Here is a 15443-nt window from a genome sequence, read left to right on the forward strand (position 1 = left end):
TCGCGGTCACCCCCTCCTGCGCGCGTCTGGCGCAGGACCGCACTTGGCGGGCCGAAAGGCGGGACGCAGGTTCCAACTTTCGATAGAGGCCCCGGAACGCCGGTCTCCGTAACCTGGGACGCACTGTGAACACCGCTGCCCCCGCCCTGACCCCGACCACCCGTGCCCTGGCCTGGTGCCTGCACCTGCTGGTCATCGGCCTGCTCGCGCTGGCCGCCGGACGGGCCGTGGCCGACGGCCGGCCCCACGCCGGAGCGATCGTCGCCGCATCGGCGGCGTGCGCCCTGGTGTACGCGGTCGGGCCCGTGCTGCCGGGCGTACGCCGCTCGCGGCGGGCGGCCGCGCTGTGGCTGGCCGCCGTGGGCGCCTGTTGGCTGGTGCTGCTCGTCCTGTCCCCGGACGCCGTATGGGTGGCCTTCCCGCTGTATTTCCTCCAACTGCATCTGCTGCCGCGCCGCGCCGGACTGGTGGCGGTTGCCGCCACCGCCGCGGCCGCAGTCGCGGGCTTCGCCGCCCACCAGCACTCCTTCAGCCCCGCCATGGCCATCGGCCCCGCGATCGGCGCCGCCGTGGCGGTCGCGGTGGTCTGGGGGTATCAGGCTCTGTACCGCGAGAGCGAGCGCCGCCGCAGACTGATCGAGGAACTCACCGCCACCCGCGCGGACCTGGCCGCCGCCCAGCACACCGCCGGGGTGCTGGCCGAACGCGACCGTCTGGCCCGCGAGATCCACGACACCCTCGCCCAGGGCCTCTCCAGCATCCAGCTGCTGCTGCGCGCCGCCGAACGGGCACTGCCCCATGCACCGCAGAACGCGGCCCGCTACGTCGACCAGGCCCGGCAGGCCGCCGTCGACAACCTCGCCGAAGCCCGCCGTTTCGTCGCCGCGCTCACCCCGCCCATGCTGGAGGGCTCCACTCTGGCCGACGCCCTGGAACGTCTTTGCACCACCACGTCCGCCCGGCACCGGCTCACCGTACGCTTCCACCTCACCGGTGACCCCGCCCCGCTCGCCACCGCGTACGAGGTCGCGCTGCTGCGTATCGCCCAGTCCGCCCTGGCCAACACGGTTCGCCATGCCGAGGCCACCACCGCCGACATCACCCTCGGCTACCTCGGTGACCGCGTCGCCCTGGACGTGGCCGACGACGGGCGCGGCTTCGATCCCGTCCGCCTGCCCGCCCCCGACCCCGAGGCCGGCGGGTTCGGGCTGGCCGCCATGCGCGCCCGCGCCCACGCGCTCGGCGGCACCCTCAGCATCGAATCCGCCCCCGGCCACGGCACCGCCCTGGCCGCCCGGCTGCCCCTGACCCGACCGTCCGAGACCCAGCCCGAGACCCAGCCCGAGGCCCGCCCGTGACCGACACCCCCATCCGCCTGCTCCTGGCCGACGACCATCCCGTCGTACGGGCGGGGCTGCGCGCCGTACTGGAGACCGAACCCGGCCTCGTCGTCATGGCCGAAGCCGCCACCGCCGAGGAAGCCGTCACCCGCGCCGCCGAGGGCGACATCGACGTCGTACTGATGGACCTGCAGTTCGGTAAAGGCATGGGCGGCGCCGAGGCCACCGCCCGGATCACCGCCAGGCCGGGCGCTCCGCGCGTGTTGATCGTCACCACCTACGACTCCGACGCCGACACCCTGCCCGCCATCGAAGCCGGTGCCACCGGCTACCTCCTGAAGGACGCCCCGCCCGAGGACCTGGCCGCCGCCGTACGCACCGCGGCCACGGGACGTACGACGCTGGCGCCGACGGTCGCGGACCGGCTGATGAACCGGCTGCGCACCCCCGGCACTGCCCTGACCCGGCGTGAGACGGAAGTCCTCACCCTGGTCGCCGACGGCCTGTCCAATCAGGCCATCGGCGACCGGCTCCACCTGACCGAGGGAACCGTGAAGTCCCACCTGGCCCGCGTCTACGCCAAACTCGACGTCGACTCACGCACCGCCGCCGTCGCGACCGCCACCGACCTCGGCCTCATCCGCCGCTGACCGCGCCGGGCGACCGTCGCACCGCGCACGGCCGCGTTCCGAAGATGACCGCCGGCCCCGTCAGAACTCCTCCTCGACGGTCTCGTCGGCCGGTTCGGGCCGCGGCCGGTCAGGAGGTCCGTCGCAGGACCCGCCCCGTCGCCTCGCCTTCCTTCGGCGCCGCGGGTCCCGCCTGCTTCGGGCCCCGGTCCCGCCCTCGGCTGAGCTGCACCCCGACCGCCGAGGTCGCCAGGCCCAGCGCCGCGGCCGTGTACCAGACGATCCGGAAGTCGTGGTGCGAGGTGGCATCGGCATGGGAGCCGACGGCCGCGACCAGGAGGGCGACGCCGATCGTGGCCGAGATCTGGCGCACCGAGTTGACCAGCGCCGACCCGGTGGCCGCACGGTGTCCCGGCACCGCGTGCACGCCTGCGGCCACCAGGGTGCCCAGGGCCAGGCCCACGCCTGCACCGGTCAGCAGCTGGCTGGGCAGCAGCTCACTCGCGTAGTCCGGGGTGACCGACGCGAACACCGCGAACCAGACCATGCCACCGGCGAACAGCATGCCGCCTGCCGCGATCAGCGGTCCCTGACCGAAGCGCTGTGCGGCGCGGGTGGTCAGGACGGTGACGACGGGCACGAGCGCGGGACCGGGGGCCAGGGCGAGACCGGTGCGCAGCGCGCTCCAGTGCCAGACCTCCTGACACCACAGCACGTTCGACAGCAGCATGATCGAGAAGGCCACGCCGAACAGGAGACTGCCCGCGCTCGCCGCACCGAAGCGCGGCAGCCGCAGCAGGTCGAGTTCGAACAGCGGACGGGGGTGCCGCAGGGACCGGAGCAGGAACGCGGCGCCGGCGATCACGGCTACTGCCAGCAGCAGTACGGTCGCGCCGCTGGTCCAGCCCTGGTCGGGGGCCTGCACCAGCGCCCCGGACAGCGACGCGATCGAGACGATGACCAGCAGGGCGCCGAGGAGGTCGGGCAGCGGCCCGGTCTCCTGCGCGGCCGGCTTCGGCAGCACGGACCGGCCGACGACGAGCGCCGCGATGCCGATGGGCAGGTTGACGGCGAACACCCACCGCCAGTCCACCTCGGTCAGCAGGCCGCCGACGACGGGCCCGGCGGCCGCCGCGAGTCCGCCGACCCCGGCCCAGCCGCGGGTGGCCTGGGTGCGGCGCTCGGCCGGCACCGCGGCCAGCAGCAGGGCCAGGGAGGTCGGTATCTGAGCCGCCGCCCCCGCGGCCTGCACCACGCGGGCCGCGATGAGGGTCTCCAGGTTCGGGGCCAGGGCACAGCCCAGCGACGCGAGTGTGAACAGGGCGATCCCGGCGAGGAAGACCGGCCGCTGCCCCATGCGGTCACCGGCACGCCCGGCCACCACCAGCAGTGCGGCGAAGGTGATCGCGTAGGCGTTGAGGACCCAGGACAGCGAGTTGAGGCCTGCCGCGCCGCCGGCTCCGGCGAAGTCCTCTCCCACGGCGGGCAGCGCGACGTTGACGATCAGCAGATCCAGGTTGGTCATGAAGACGGCCACCAGGACGACTGCGACAGCCGCCCGAGGGTGCTTTGAAAATTGAAGCAGCGTGGACATGGCGGCAACCCAAGCACAGGGTGATTTGGAAATCAAACCCTGCCGGGTGATACTGAGAACATGACCACACGCATCGACCCCCGGGAGATGGCGGGGCGCCCGTGCTCCCTCGCCGCGGCCCTCCAGATCATCGGTGACCGCTGGGCCCTGCCGGCGATCCGCGAGGTCATGCTCGGCAACCACCGCTTCCGGCAGATCGCCAGGAACACCGGCGCCCCCACGGACCGGCTCGCCGCCCGCCTGAAGGCGCTGGTGGAAAGCGGCGTCCTAGAACGGCGCCCCCTGCCGGACGACCCCCGCTACGACGGCTACTACCTGACGGAGGCCGGGCGCGATCTGGGGGCCATCACCCGCGAGCTGATCGGCTGGGGCGACCGCTGGGCCGTCACCGCACCGCCCGTCCGGATCCGGCACCGGGATCATGAACTCGTCACCCACACGGTGTGCGAGACCTGCGGCGAGCGGGTCCACGGGGAGGACGTCCACCGGGACGACCTCGTGCCGGGCTGGGACCGGTCGGGCCCGGTGCCGACGCCGTAGACGGAGGCCGCCCACCCGAGCGGGATCCAGGTCCGGCATGATCGACGGCGCCGCCCGGTCGGCGCAGGGCGCCGGCATGGGAGAAAGGGAGCGACATGCTGGAGACCGTGGGCCTGACGGCCGACGAGAGCGAGGTGTACCGCCTTCTGGTCGCCGCCGGAACGGCGTCCGCTCAGGACATCTCCGGCCGTTCGGCCCTCGACGTCGTGACCGCGCGGCTGCTGCTGCGCGCGCTGGAACACAAGGGCCTGGCGTCGGCGGTCGAGGACGGTCCCGAATGGTTCACGGCCGTACCGCCGCAGGTGGCCCTCATGCCCCGGCTCCAACGTCACTTCGATGCCCTGGAACAGACCCGGGCCGCCGTCTACGAACTGGCGGAGACACACCGCCGCAGCGCATGGGCCCGGAACACCGGCGAGGCCGTCGAGATCATCACCGGCGCGGCGGCACTGCGCCAGCATCTGCGCCAGCTCCAGCACGGCGCCGGCCGCGAGATGATGTGGTTCGTGAAGGCCCAGTACGTGGCCATGTCCCCGGAGAGCAATCAGGAGGAGTTCGACGCGCTGGACCGGGGCGTGCGCTACCGGGCCCTGTACGAGCAGGCGTACTTCGACGACCCCGACGCGGTGGACTACGTCGTCAAGGGAGTGCGTGCCGGAGAGGTCTCCCGAGCGGTGCCCCTGCTGCCGCTGCGGATGGCGATCTCCGACCGCTCGGTGGCCATACTGCCGCTGGCCGCCTCCGGCACCTCCGGCAACCCCCGGGAACTGCAGGCCGCGGTGGTGCGGGAGAGCAGCCTGCTCGACGCGCTCATCGCCCTGTTCGAACACCACTGGGAGATCGGTGCCCCGCTCCGGGTGACCGAGGAGGGCCGGATCGGCGGTGCCGGCGCCCTTGACGCCGCCTCGCCGGTCGGCGAGGACCGGCACCTGCTCTCCTTGATGGTCGCCGGCATGACGGACGAGGCGATAGCCGGACAGCTGCGGGTCAGCAAGCGCACCGTCCAGCGGCGCATCCAGGGCCTGATGAGCCTGGCGGGCGTCGCCACCCGTATGCAGCTGGGCTGGCACGCGGCCCGCCGCGACTGGCTCTGAGCGCGACGGACACCGCGACGCGTACGGGCAGGGCCCGCCGGACCGGTCCGGCGGGCCCTGCCCGTGTGATTCCGTGTTCACTCGCTGAGGCGACTGCTTCGACTACTTCAGCAGGTAGCCCTTGATGACGGTCTCCTCGAAGGAGTTGCCCGCCCCGTCCTCGACGTGGACGCGCAGGCTGACCGAGCCGCCCGCGGCGCGGCGCGGGTGCTCCACGGTCACGGTGCGCTCCATGCCGGAGCCCTCGACCCGCACCGACTGCCAGGTCTTGCCCTCGTCGAAGGAGACCTCGGTGGTGAAGACGCGGATGGGCGAGACCGGAGCGCCGGCCGTCCGCTGGATCAGGACCGGGATGTCGAGCCTGCGGCCGGCCTCGGCCCGGTTCCACTCGTCCAGCTTCGGCGCCATGCGGACCGCGTACAGCGGCAGCGCCTGCCGGGTCGCCGTGGTCCGCGACCGGAACCGCCACTCCGCCCGCACACTCGTGGAGACGGAGCTGGGGGCCATGTCACGGTCGTGCTCGACCGTCAGACGGTAGTCGGCGGGGGTGGCGTCGGCCGGTACGTCGCTCATGCTCCAGTCCTGGGAGACCAGTTCGCCGTTGCGCCACAGCTTCACCTCGGGCAGGCCGGACGTGGTGTCGGCCACCAGGTCGAGGCTGCCGTTCGCGGCCGACTGGAACGGCCGGTACATCGTGTCGCCCTCGCGGAAGGCGGCCATCTGGGACGAGAGGCCCACGGCCTGCACTCCGCCGTTCCAGCGCTCCTCGACCTGGGAGCCGGCCCGGTAGCCGTGCAGGTCGCTGAGGTAACTCTGGCCGTGCGCGTTCGGGTCGAGGAAGCTGTTCTGGTCGAAGGCCGTCTGCCAGCGCAGGCCGTCGGCCGCCGAGAAGTAGTCGACACGCCGCGTCGGGACCGGAACCCCCTCCATCGCCCGGCCGCTGAAGCGGATGTTGTCGACGTACGTCCAGACGAGGCGCATGGCCGTGGTGCCCGGAGTGGTGGCGGCGAACGTGGTGTTCACCTTGGCCAGCTCGGACTTGCGGGGGTGGTAGGCGGGGTCCGCCGGGATGGCGCCGTGCACCGGTCGCGTGAGGTAGTAGACCGAGGAGGGATTCCCGTCGGGGCCGGCCGGCTCGCCCCAGACGCTGGTGACGAGGTAGGTGAACTTCGAGTCCTTGTACCGGTCCGTCGGCACCGCGTACACGCCGTCGATGTGGTCGGTGCCGATCGCGTTGTACATGGTGACCGAGAGAAGCTGGTCGGCCATGCTGATCGTGCCGATCTCGGCCGACATGATGCGCGCGGAGCGGCTCGGCGCCGATATCGTGACGGGCTTCGCCTTGCGGGCGTCGATGGTCACCTGCCGGTCGGCGCTCATCACGACCTTCGGTACGCCGACGATGATGCCCTCGGTGAAAGAGGCGTCGAAGTAGAAGCCGCTCACCGAGTAGGTGTCCTTGGGCAGGCGCACCACCGTACTGCTCCTGCCGAGCGCCTCGACCTCATAGGCCTTGCCGTCGGCCGAGTTGACCAGCAGGTAGGCGTTGTCGGGGGCGGCGCCCGTGCGGCTCTTCATGTCGATGCGCAGGTCGTACGACGGCTGCTCGACGTCCATGCCGAACGGGACGCGCACCGACACCCGGCCGTCCGCGGTGCTCGCGCTGACCACACCGCTGTAGGCGGCGTACGTGGTGGTGGCCTCCGGGGTCGCGGTGAGGGTGACGTCCGCCGTTCCGTGCGCGGGCACGGTGACCGTGTCCGCGCCGAGCCGGAACACTCCGGCCGGAGCGGGCACGTCCTTCTTCCCGCTGCTCGGTTTGTCCTTCAGCTGAAGGGTGAGCGGCGTCGCGCCCGGGTTGCGGTAGGTGATGGTCCTGGTGACCGGGGGCCGCTTGCCGTCCGTCCAGCGGATCAGCCCGAAGTCCAGTGCGGTGGTGTCGGCGGTGACGTCCTGGTCGACCGCCCGGGCGATGTCGACGCGCCCGGCGCCCTGGAAGTAGGCGCCGTGCTCCTTGGCACCGGTCGCCGACTGCATCAGCTGGCGTTTGACCTGCTCCGCCGTCCAGTCGGGGTGCTGCTGGAACAGGATGGCGGCCGCTCCGGCCACCTGGGGCGTGGCCATGGACGTGCCGCTCATGGCGACATAGCCGTCGTCGGCGGTGGTGCCGCCCGCCTTCGCGGCGACGACGTTGACGCCGGGAGCGATGAGGTCCGGCTTGAGGCCGGAGTCGCCCGTCCGCGGGCCGACCGAGCTGAAGGAGGCGACGTCGTCGTCCTCCTCGGCCGCGCCGACGGCCAGCGCCCGGTCGTCGGAGGCGGGCGAGGAAACCTTGCCGGGACCGCTGTTGCCGGCCGCGGCCACGACCAGCGTGCCGTAGTCACGGGTCACGGTGTCGACCATGGCCTCGAGGGCGTCGGTCTCCGGCGTGTCCGTGTCGCCCAGGCTGAGGCTGATCACCTTGGCGCCGTGCTGGGCGGCCCAGGCCAGTCCCTCGACGATGTCCGAGTTGTCGCAGGTGCCGTCCGCGGTGCACACCTTGCCGGACAGGATCTGCACCCCGGGCGCCACACCCTTGTACGTGCCGCCGGAGGCCGCGCCGGAGCCGGCGACCGTGGAGGTCACATGGGTGCCGTGGCCGTTGAGGTCGTCGGTGTCCGGCTCGGTGGTGAAGTTCGCGGACTCGGTGACCAGGCCCTTGAGGTCCGGGTGGTTCGGGTCGTAACCGGTGTCGAGCACGGCGACCTTGACGCCGGTGCCGGTGTAGCCCTTCTCCCAGGCATGCGGTGCGCCGATGCGCGGCACGGTGCTGTCGAGCTGGATCCTGGCGCGGCCGTCCAGCCAGACCCGGCGCACACCCGCTCCGAAGGAGGTGGCGTCCACCCGGTCGGGGGCGATGCCCTTCCAGAACCCGGCGGCGTCCGCGCGGTGTTCGCCGAGGGTCGCGAAGGGGGTCCCGCCGATGGGGCGGACGGTCTCGGCACCGGCGGCGGTCAGCCGACGCCGCGCGGTGCCCGCGTCCCCGGCGTACTCGACGATCAGCGGCAGGCTCGACCGCTGCGCGTACTTGTCCCGGACCAGGGCGGAGACATTGAACAACGCCTTGTCGAGGCGGCCCGTGGCGAGCAGCGGGAGCGTGTCGGCGGGTACGACCGTCCAGTCGCGACCGGCCTGACGCTTGATGAACGCCACTCGTTCGCGGCCTTCGGCGGGCTCGACCGACACACTCTGCTTGCCCGAGGTGTCCGTCTCCACCGTGACGCGGTCGCCGGTGATCAGGGTGAGCTGATGCCGGGAGACGATCGCCGACCGGGCCGCTCCGCTCTGCGCGGCGGCTTGTGTCCGCCCGGTGTCCGGGCCGAGGTTCTGCGCGGCGCCGGGGACGGCGGTCAGACCGGCAACGAGCGCCACGAGGGCGGCGGCCACCGCCGTTTGCCGAGGCCGGGTAGGGCGGAGCCGGTGGCGCCACCTGTTGTTCATGTCTGTCATGGGAGGACAGCGTGGTGCCGTCGGGTGCCGAGGTCAGCACTTTGCCCTGTCCACGAGACGTCAAGTCACCTTTACGCCAACCCCCATACTTCATAAAGAGGTCAAAAGCGTTCAGGTTGGCGGCTCGTGAACGCACCGAGTGAGCCGCTTCCCGGGGGCCGAGCGGGCCGCAGCGGCGGCGCCAGGGTCACCGGCAGGCCCAGGGATGGCGGCACCACTCCCCGCTGCACGGGGTCGGCTACGGGCGATGTCGCAGGCCGGTGTGTGCCCGCTCAGTCCTCGACCGGTTCGACGTGGATGGGATCGGATCCGCCGAGGTAGAGCATGTACCCCGCATCCTCCATGTCGAGGTCCATCCGCTCCGGCGGCACGAAGTAGAGCCCTGCGGGCGTCGGCCCGGGCCAGGGGCACCGGATGAGCCGCTGTGATCGCCCGCCGACCGGCCTGCGCGGCTCCGACGTGCCTGAACACCGTCGCCAGTACTGCGGCGGGGCCGTCGGCGCCGCGGGTGACGTCCGTACGGAGCTTCACTGTTGAGGAGGCCGGTTCGACCTCCAGGACGGCGGCACGATGGCGTTTGCGGCGATGGCCCAGCACTCGACGTCAGGCCGTTCCCGCATCGCGCGTGCCGAACGTCGGCCGTCGACCGCCGCGGAACCGGAGACCGGGTTCCCAGCGGATGCCGCCGGCCCCGGTCCGCACCGTGACGGGCCGGGGCACCACAGCCGGCCGCGATCCGCGGCCGGTGCCTGGGCCGTGGCTGACCCCGGGTCCTGCTACGCCGCCCTCGCCTACACCTGTGCGTTCTTGCGCCGGCGCACCGTGAAGAGGGCGGCAGCGCCGGTCACGACGGCGACGCCGCCGATCAGGCCGATCACCGGGACGGCGGAGCCGGAGCCGGTCGAGGCGAGGTTGCCCGTGGCCGGGGTCTCGTCGGCGCCGCTCTGCGGCTGCTGGCCGTCGGCCGGCTTCGGGTCCTTGCTCGGCTTGGTCTCACCCGGACTCTCGGTGCCGCTGCCGGGCCCGAGGACGGTGAACTCGTCGATCGAGTGGGTGAAGTGCCGGCAGTTCTTCTCGGCGTCCGTGTAGCGGCCCGAGGTCTCGGCACGGCCGTCTACGAGGGGAGCCCCGGCGTCGATGTTCACACGCAGCTTCATTACCGCGGTCTGCTGGGGGCCGAGCTCTGTGCGGCCGGCGTAGAAGCCCGTGCCCTCCTGGGCGGCAGGCGACGTCCAGGACTTGGTCTGCGGGTCGAAGTACTGGACCAGCGCGTGGTACTCCAGCCGGTCCCTCCCGGGGTCGCTCATCCAGTTGTCGTTGACGTACACCCCCCACATCACCGTGCCGAGGCCCTCGGCGCTGTGATTGGTGGCGGAGAGTGTGAAGTCGTGCCAGCCGCTGCCCGCGACGATGCTGCCGGGCAGGCCGGACAAGGAGGTGCTCAGTCGGCTGCCGGGGTCGACACCGTCGTCGCCGGGGCAGCTCTCGGGCTCCTCGGACGGCGCACTGCTCGGCGTACCGGTCGCGGTCGCGGTACTGCTCGGTGTACCGGTGCCCGAGATCTGGTCGGGAATGTCACCCTTGCCGTCGCTGTCGGGGTGTCCGGCCGGGCCCGGTGCCGGGGTGGATCCGTCGGCGGCGGGAGTGCTGTAGCCCGGCGCGGGGGCGCTGGTGGAGGCGTCAGGCAGTGCGTCGGCGAGAGCGACGGGTGCCGTGAGCAGGGCGAGCGGCAGGATGACCGCTGCCGCCGCCGTCGCGGCGGCCGGGGCCCGGCGAATCTTCATGGAGACCTCAGTGTGTCCGGATGCGCTGCGGCGATGCGGTCGCCGCACACGACGGTGGGGCCCCACGTGCGAAACGTGGAGCAACTCGTGATTCGCAGCATTCGATCGGCCGTGCGCGTGAATGGTTGCGCAGAAAACACAGAGTTCCCACAGCCGTCATCTCGGATACCCCAGCCCGTGCCGAACCTCATTGCCTTTGACCATGATTGACGTATCCGCTCGTCCGCTCGGATCCCAGAAGCGGCTATCGCTGGGCAGTTTTCAGGGGCTGTGTCCGCGTCGTTTCTCGGCGAGGCTGTAGTGGTTGATCGGGGAGGATCCGTTCCCGCTTCTCGGTGTCCAGTTGGCGGGAGCGCCGGACGGTCAGGCAGCTGTGGGCGGCCATGGCGAGGGTCATGTGGCGGTGCCGCCGGGATAGCTGCCGCAGCCTGCGCAGTTCGGCGTGCAGGGCCCTGCGAGCCAGGCGGAACGCGGCTCCAGGCCGCGCTGTTCGGTGGCGGTGACGCTGCTCCGATTGCTCCGGATGCCGTCCGGGCCTGGACCGAGCGGGTTCCTTTCGGGACGCCGAGTGGTGTTTCCCCGCCGCAGGTCCCCGGCGCGCTCCTAGCCTCGACGGCATGCTGGGGCTTCCTGATCACGTACGTGCCTGTCTGTTCGACCTCGACGGTGTCCTCACCCAGACCGCGGGGACGCACGCGGCGGCTTGGAAAGAGATGTTCGACGGCTATCTCCGCGAGCGCGCGGCACGTGAAGGGACCGACTTCGTTCCCTTCGACGAGGTCACGGACTACGACGCATACGTGGACGGGCGTCCCCGCGAGGACGGAGTGCGCACCTTCCTCGCCGCACGCGGCGTGCGCCTGCCCGAGGGATCGTCGGACGACCCGCCGGAGGCGGAGACCGTGAACGGGCTGGCCACGCGCAAGAACGACCTGCTGCTGCACCGGATGCGTGAGGAGGGAGTGGAGCCCTACGCGGGTTCGGTCAGATTCGTCCACGCGGCGCGGGACGCCGGTCTGCTGCGCGCGGTGGTGTCGTCCAGCGCGAACTGCCGGGAAGTCCTCATGGCGGCCGGCATCGAGGACCTGTTCGACGAACGGATCGACGGGGTGGTGGCGCGCGATCGCGACCTGCGCGGGAAACCCGCTCCGGACACCTACCTGGAGGCGGCCCGGGTCCTGGGAGTGGAGCCGGACGCCGCCGCCGTGTTCGAGGACGCCCTGGCGGGTGTGGCGGCGGGGCGGGCCGGAGGGTTCGGTGTGGTCGTGGGGGTGGACCGGGTGGGCCAGGCGGAGGAACTGAGGGCGCAGGGGGCGGACGTGGTGGTCCGGGACCTGGCCGAACTCCTGGAGTCGCGTTGATCACCCATCCCAGCTTCACGGTCGAGCCGTGGTGCCTGCGCGAGACCGAGCTGAACCTGGAGGTGCTCGCCCAGAGCGAATCGGTGTTCGCCCTGTCCAACGGGCACATCGGCTGGCGGGGGAACCTCGACGAGGGAGAGCCGCACGGACTGCCCGGCGCCTACCTCAACGGCGTGTACGAGCGGCATCCGCTGCCGTACGGGGAAGCGGGCTACGGAGATCCCGAGTCGGGCCAGACGATGATCAACGTCACCGACGGCAAGGTCATCCGGCTGCTGGTCGACGACCACCCCTACGATCTGCGCTACGGCCGACTGCTCGCGCACGAACGGGTCCTGGACTTCCGCTCCGGACTGCTCAGCCGGACCGCGCGGTGGACCACGCCCGGTGGCCGGACCGTCCGTATCACCTCGCAGCGACTGGTCTCCTTCACCCAACGGGCGGTGGCCGCAGTGCTGTACGAGGTCGAGCCGGACGACGGGCCGGTGACGGTGGCCGTGCAGTCCGAACTCGTCGCCAACGAACAGCTTCCCCACACCGAGGGCGACCCCCGGGTCGCCGCGGCCACCGAGTCCCCGCTGACGGGGGAGGAACACTTCGCCCAGGAGACCCGGCTGCGCCTCATGCACTGCACCGGGCGCAGCGCACTGCGGGTGGGAGCGGCCGCCGACCATCTCGTCGAGGGACCGGAGGGCACCCGGTGGATGGCGCAGAGCGAGCCGGACGTCAGCCGCCTGACGGTGACCGCGGACCTGGAGCCCGGACAACGGCTGCGGCTCATCAAGTTCGTCGCCTACGGGTGGTCCGGGCAGCGCTCGCTGCAAGCGGTGCACGACCAGGTCGACGCCGCGGTGGCGGCCGCCGTCAGCGCAGGCTGGGACGGGCTGGTCGCCGCGCAGCGGGCCTACCTGGACCGGTTCTGGGCCGCCGCGGACGTCGAGGTGGAGGGAGACGCGCAGATCCAGCAAGCCGTGCGGTTCGCCCTGTTCCACGTGCTCCAAGCCGCCGCCCGCGCGCAGGAACGGGCGATCCCGGCGAAAGGCCTGACCGGGACCGGGTACGACGGACACTCCTTCTGGGACACCGAATCCTTCGTGCTGCCGGTACTCACCCTCACCGCGCCACAGACCGTCGCCTCGGTACTGAGGTGGCGGCACCGGACCCTGCCGGCGGCCCGCGACCGTGCGCGTCAGCTGGGACTGGCGGGGGCGGCCTTCCCCTGGCGGACCATCGACGGAGCCGAGTGCTCCGCCTACTGGCCGGCCGGGACGGCGGCCTTTCATGTGAACGCCGACATCGCCATGGCTGCGGTCCAGTACGTCCTGGTCACCGGCGACGAGGAGTTCGAAGGCCAGGAGGGGCTGGACCTCCTGGTGGAGACCGCACGGCTGTGGCGCTCGCTGGGTCACCACGACGCGGAAGGCGTCTTCCACATCGACGGGGTCACCGGACCCGACGAGTACAGCGCCATCGCCCGCGACAATCTCTACACCAACCTGATGGCCCGGCAGAACCTGCTGGCCGCGGCGGACGCGGCCACGCGCTATCCGGACCGGGCCGAGGAATTCGGTGTCGACGACGAGGAGACGGCCGCCTGGCGGGACGCCGCGAGCCGTATGGCGGTGCCGTACGACGAGACCCTGGGTGTGCACGAGCAGTCGGCCGGGTTCACCCGCCTCCAGCGCTGGGACTTCGACGCGACCCCGCCCGAGCACTACCCGCTGCTGCTGCGGTACCCCTACTTCGACCTGTACCGCAAACAGGTGGTCAAGCAGGCCGACGTGGTGCTGGCGATGATGGAGTGCCCGAACGCGTTTACCGACGAGGAGAAGGCACGCAACTTCGCCTACTACGAGGCGCTCACCGTCCGGGACTCCTCCCTGTCGGCCTGCTGCCAGGCGGCACTGGCCGCCGAGACCGGGCATCTGCGGCTGGCCTACGCGTACCTCAGCGAGGCAGCTCTGATGGACCTGGAGGACCTGGAGCACAACACCCGCGACGGACTGCACATCGCCTCGCTCGCCGGCGCGTGGATCGCGCTGGTCGTGGGCTTGGGGGGCATGCGCCGGCAGATCAGGGACAATGGGGAGCCGGGCCGGCTGGGCTTCGCGCCACGCCTGCCAGAGGCGCTGTCCCGGGTGGCATTCACCGTGACCGTGCGCGGGCGCCGGCTGAAAGTGGACATCGGCCCGGCCCACGCGCGCTACCTCCTGCAGGAAGGTGAGCCACTGGAAGTGCTGCACCATGGTGAGCCGATGTCCCTGACCGTCGGAGTGCCCGTGGACCGCCCGGTGCCGTCCGTGCCCGCCCGCCCCGAACCGCAGCAGCCCCGGGGCCGGCGCCCGGTCGGGCTGCCCGGCGCGGAGGAGTCCGGGGCAGTGCCCCAGGAGCCGTACGGACGAGGGTCGGCCGGAGCGCCCTGACGGACCGCGACGGCTGTGCGGCCCGGAGGTTCACTTCCCGGCACACCGCCGGGATCCCGGGACCGGTTGTTCGAGCCGTTCCAGAGACTGGCGGGGGCCTGACCATGGTGCTGTCCCTGCCGTTCGCCGCGCGGGCGGATCATCCCAGCGGAACAGCGTAGGCGTCAGTCCAGGCCCGAGGCTTTGAACTCAGTCCAGGCCCGAGACCTTGAAAACGGTCCGGGCGTTCTCCCGGTCGATCCGCTCGGAGATCCGGCGCAGGGCGGTCTGCCCACAGGTCAGCGATCCCCTGGTCGCGGACCTGTGCGCGTCCTCGTCGAGGCGGTGCCACAGGTCGGGGTTGCTCACCAGGACCTGGGGGTCGATCTCGACCCGGCCGCCGAGCGCGTCACGCAGGACGAGCCGTTGGGAGACTCCGTGCAGGCACCGCACCGACACCAGGAGGTCGGTGCGCACGCGCCGCTTGCGCAGTGGTCCGCGCGAGGCCAGCCAGCCCTCACCCGCGGTGACCCTGGGCGGGAACAGGACAAGGAACAACAGGACGCCGAGGCCGGCCCACAGCGCTGCGCGCGCGACGGTGAGGCCGTCGGTCCCCCAGTCGACCAGCAGGAGGAGTACGAGGATCACGGCCGCGCACTGAACGGCACTGCGCAGATCCTTGGCCCAGCGACGGTCGTGCAGCACGTCCGCGGGAGGAACCGGTTGCGTGTGGAGCACGTCGTGTCGCGTGTCGTAGCGGCGTCTCATAGGGCTGACGGTAGAGACCCGCAGGCCAGGGCGCTCGTACCTTGACGCGACTCTGACGGGTGTGTACGGGCAGGGCCGTGCCGCCCGAGGTCGTCGGGGTCCTCGTGCGGACGGGGAGCCGGTCTGCGCAGATGGAGCACGCGGCCGTCAGGGTTCCGTCAAAGCGGCTCCCGTCGCCGTAAGGGGGTCGTCAACGGTGGCCGAATCCGCTCGGAGAGCCGCTTTCCTCGAACCGTCAGTTTGATTCCGAGCCTCTCCTAGGAGTTCACGATGGCCGACGTGGCCTTCGTCGTCACCACGATCGCGGTGTTCGCGCTGGTGGCCCTCGTCGCCAAGGGGGTGACGAAGCTGTGACCACCGAGAACATCGTCGGCCTGATCGTGGCCGTCGCCCTGCTGGGCTATCTCGTCCTCGCCCTTGTCTTCCCGGAGAGGTTCTGAGC

At 71.7% G+C, this 15443-nt stretch carries 11 protein-coding genes and 2 pseudogenes; 7 read left to right on the forward strand and 6 right to left on the reverse strand.

The genetic code is table 11. The features are described from left to right. Positions 1–125 precede the first annotated feature (125 nt). Positions 126–1358 carry a sensor histidine kinase gene (locus ACZ7OY_RS35070; protein ID WP_472249587.1) on the forward strand — a complete coding sequence of 411 codons (1233 nt, stop codon included), beginning with the start codon at positions 126–128 and terminating at the stop codon, positions 1356–1358. Beyond that, positions 1355–1990, forward strand: coding sequence for a response regulator (locus ACZ7OY_RS35075; protein ID WP_472249588.1), 636 nt, complete (start codon positions 1355–1357; stop codon positions 1988–1990). Before ACZ7OY_RS35070 ends, ACZ7OY_RS35075 begins: the two co-directional genes overlap by 4 nt. 109 nt (positions 1991–2099) lie before the next feature. Here ACZ7OY_RS35075 and ACZ7OY_RS35080 read toward each other — a convergent pair whose 3' ends face one another. Next, entirely contained in the window at positions 2100–3563 is a 1464-nt protein-coding gene (locus ACZ7OY_RS35080; RefSeq protein WP_472249589.1) for a DHA2 family efflux MFS transporter permease subunit, read from the reverse strand. 60 nt (positions 3564–3623) lie between these two features. On the opposite strand from ACZ7OY_RS35080, the gene ACZ7OY_RS35085 reads away from it, so the two are divergent. Together ACZ7OY_RS35085 and ACZ7OY_RS35090 are read left to right on the forward strand one after the other, a co-directional pair. Beyond that, entirely contained in the window at positions 3624–4103 is a 480-nt protein-coding gene (locus ACZ7OY_RS35085) for a winged helix-turn-helix transcriptional regulator (RefSeq protein ID WP_472249590.1), read from the forward strand. Between the two features lie 95 nt (positions 4104–4198). Continuing rightward, positions 4199–5197 (forward strand): helix-turn-helix domain-containing protein, encoded by a 999-nt coding sequence (locus ACZ7OY_RS35090; protein WP_472249591.1) that lies wholly within the window; start codon positions 4199–4201, stop codon positions 5195–5197. A 102-nt stretch (positions 5198–5299) separates the two neighbouring features. Here ACZ7OY_RS35090 and ACZ7OY_RS35095 read toward each other — a convergent pair whose 3' ends face one another. From ACZ7OY_RS35095 to ACZ7OY_RS35110, 4 genes and pseudogenes are all read right to left on the reverse strand, one after another. Beyond that, complete coding sequence (locus ACZ7OY_RS35095; RefSeq protein WP_472249592.1) at positions 5300–8623, reverse strand: S8 family peptidase; 3324 nt, start codon at positions 8621–8623, stop codon at positions 5300–5302. A gap of 447 nt (positions 8624–9070) precedes the next feature. After that, positions 9071–9229, reverse strand: a pseudogene (locus ACZ7OY_RS35100) (IS256 family transposase); the annotation flags it as partial. A 248-nt stretch (positions 9230–9477) separates the two neighbouring features. Beyond that, positions 9478–10470 carry an LPXTG cell wall anchor domain-containing protein gene (locus ACZ7OY_RS35105; protein ID WP_472249593.1) on the reverse strand — a complete coding sequence of 331 codons (993 nt, stop codon included), beginning with the start codon at positions 10468–10470 and terminating at the stop codon, positions 9478–9480. Between the two features lie 278 nt (positions 10471–10748). After that, positions 10749–10879: pseudogene (locus tag ACZ7OY_RS35110) on the reverse strand (IS701 family transposase); the annotation flags it as partial. 208 nt (positions 10880–11087) lie between these two features. Here ACZ7OY_RS35110 and ACZ7OY_RS35115 point away from each other — a divergent pair. Beyond that, entirely contained in the window at positions 11088–11831 is a 744-nt protein-coding gene (locus ACZ7OY_RS35115; RefSeq protein ID WP_472249594.1) for a beta-phosphoglucomutase family hydrolase, read from the forward strand. Further along, on the forward strand, positions 11828–14254 hold the full coding sequence (locus tag ACZ7OY_RS35120) for a glycoside hydrolase family 65 protein (RefSeq protein WP_472249595.1): 2427 nt from the start codon (positions 11828–11830) through the stop codon (positions 14252–14254). The genes ACZ7OY_RS35115 and ACZ7OY_RS35120 overlap by 4 nt, the downstream gene beginning before the upstream one ends. Before the next feature lie 189 nt (positions 14255–14443). Here the strand turns inward: ACZ7OY_RS35120 and ACZ7OY_RS35125 are convergent, their stop codons facing one another. Next, the gene (locus ACZ7OY_RS35125) at positions 14444–15001 is read right to left on the reverse strand and encodes a hypothetical protein (protein WP_472249596.1); all 558 of its coding nucleotides are present in this window, start codon (positions 14999–15001) and stop codon (positions 14444–14446) included. A gap of 350 nt (positions 15002–15351) precedes the next feature. Between ACZ7OY_RS35125 and kdpF the strand changes: the two genes are divergently transcribed. After that, on the forward strand, positions 15352–15441 hold the full coding sequence (gene kdpF, locus ACZ7OY_RS35130; protein ID WP_168481742.1) for a K(+)-transporting ATPase subunit F: 90 nt from the start codon (positions 15352–15354) through the stop codon (positions 15439–15441). The last annotated feature ends 2 nt before the right edge of the window (positions 15442–15443 follow it).

It is taken from the genome of Streptomyces sp. NPDC107559, from assembly GCF_055657365.1.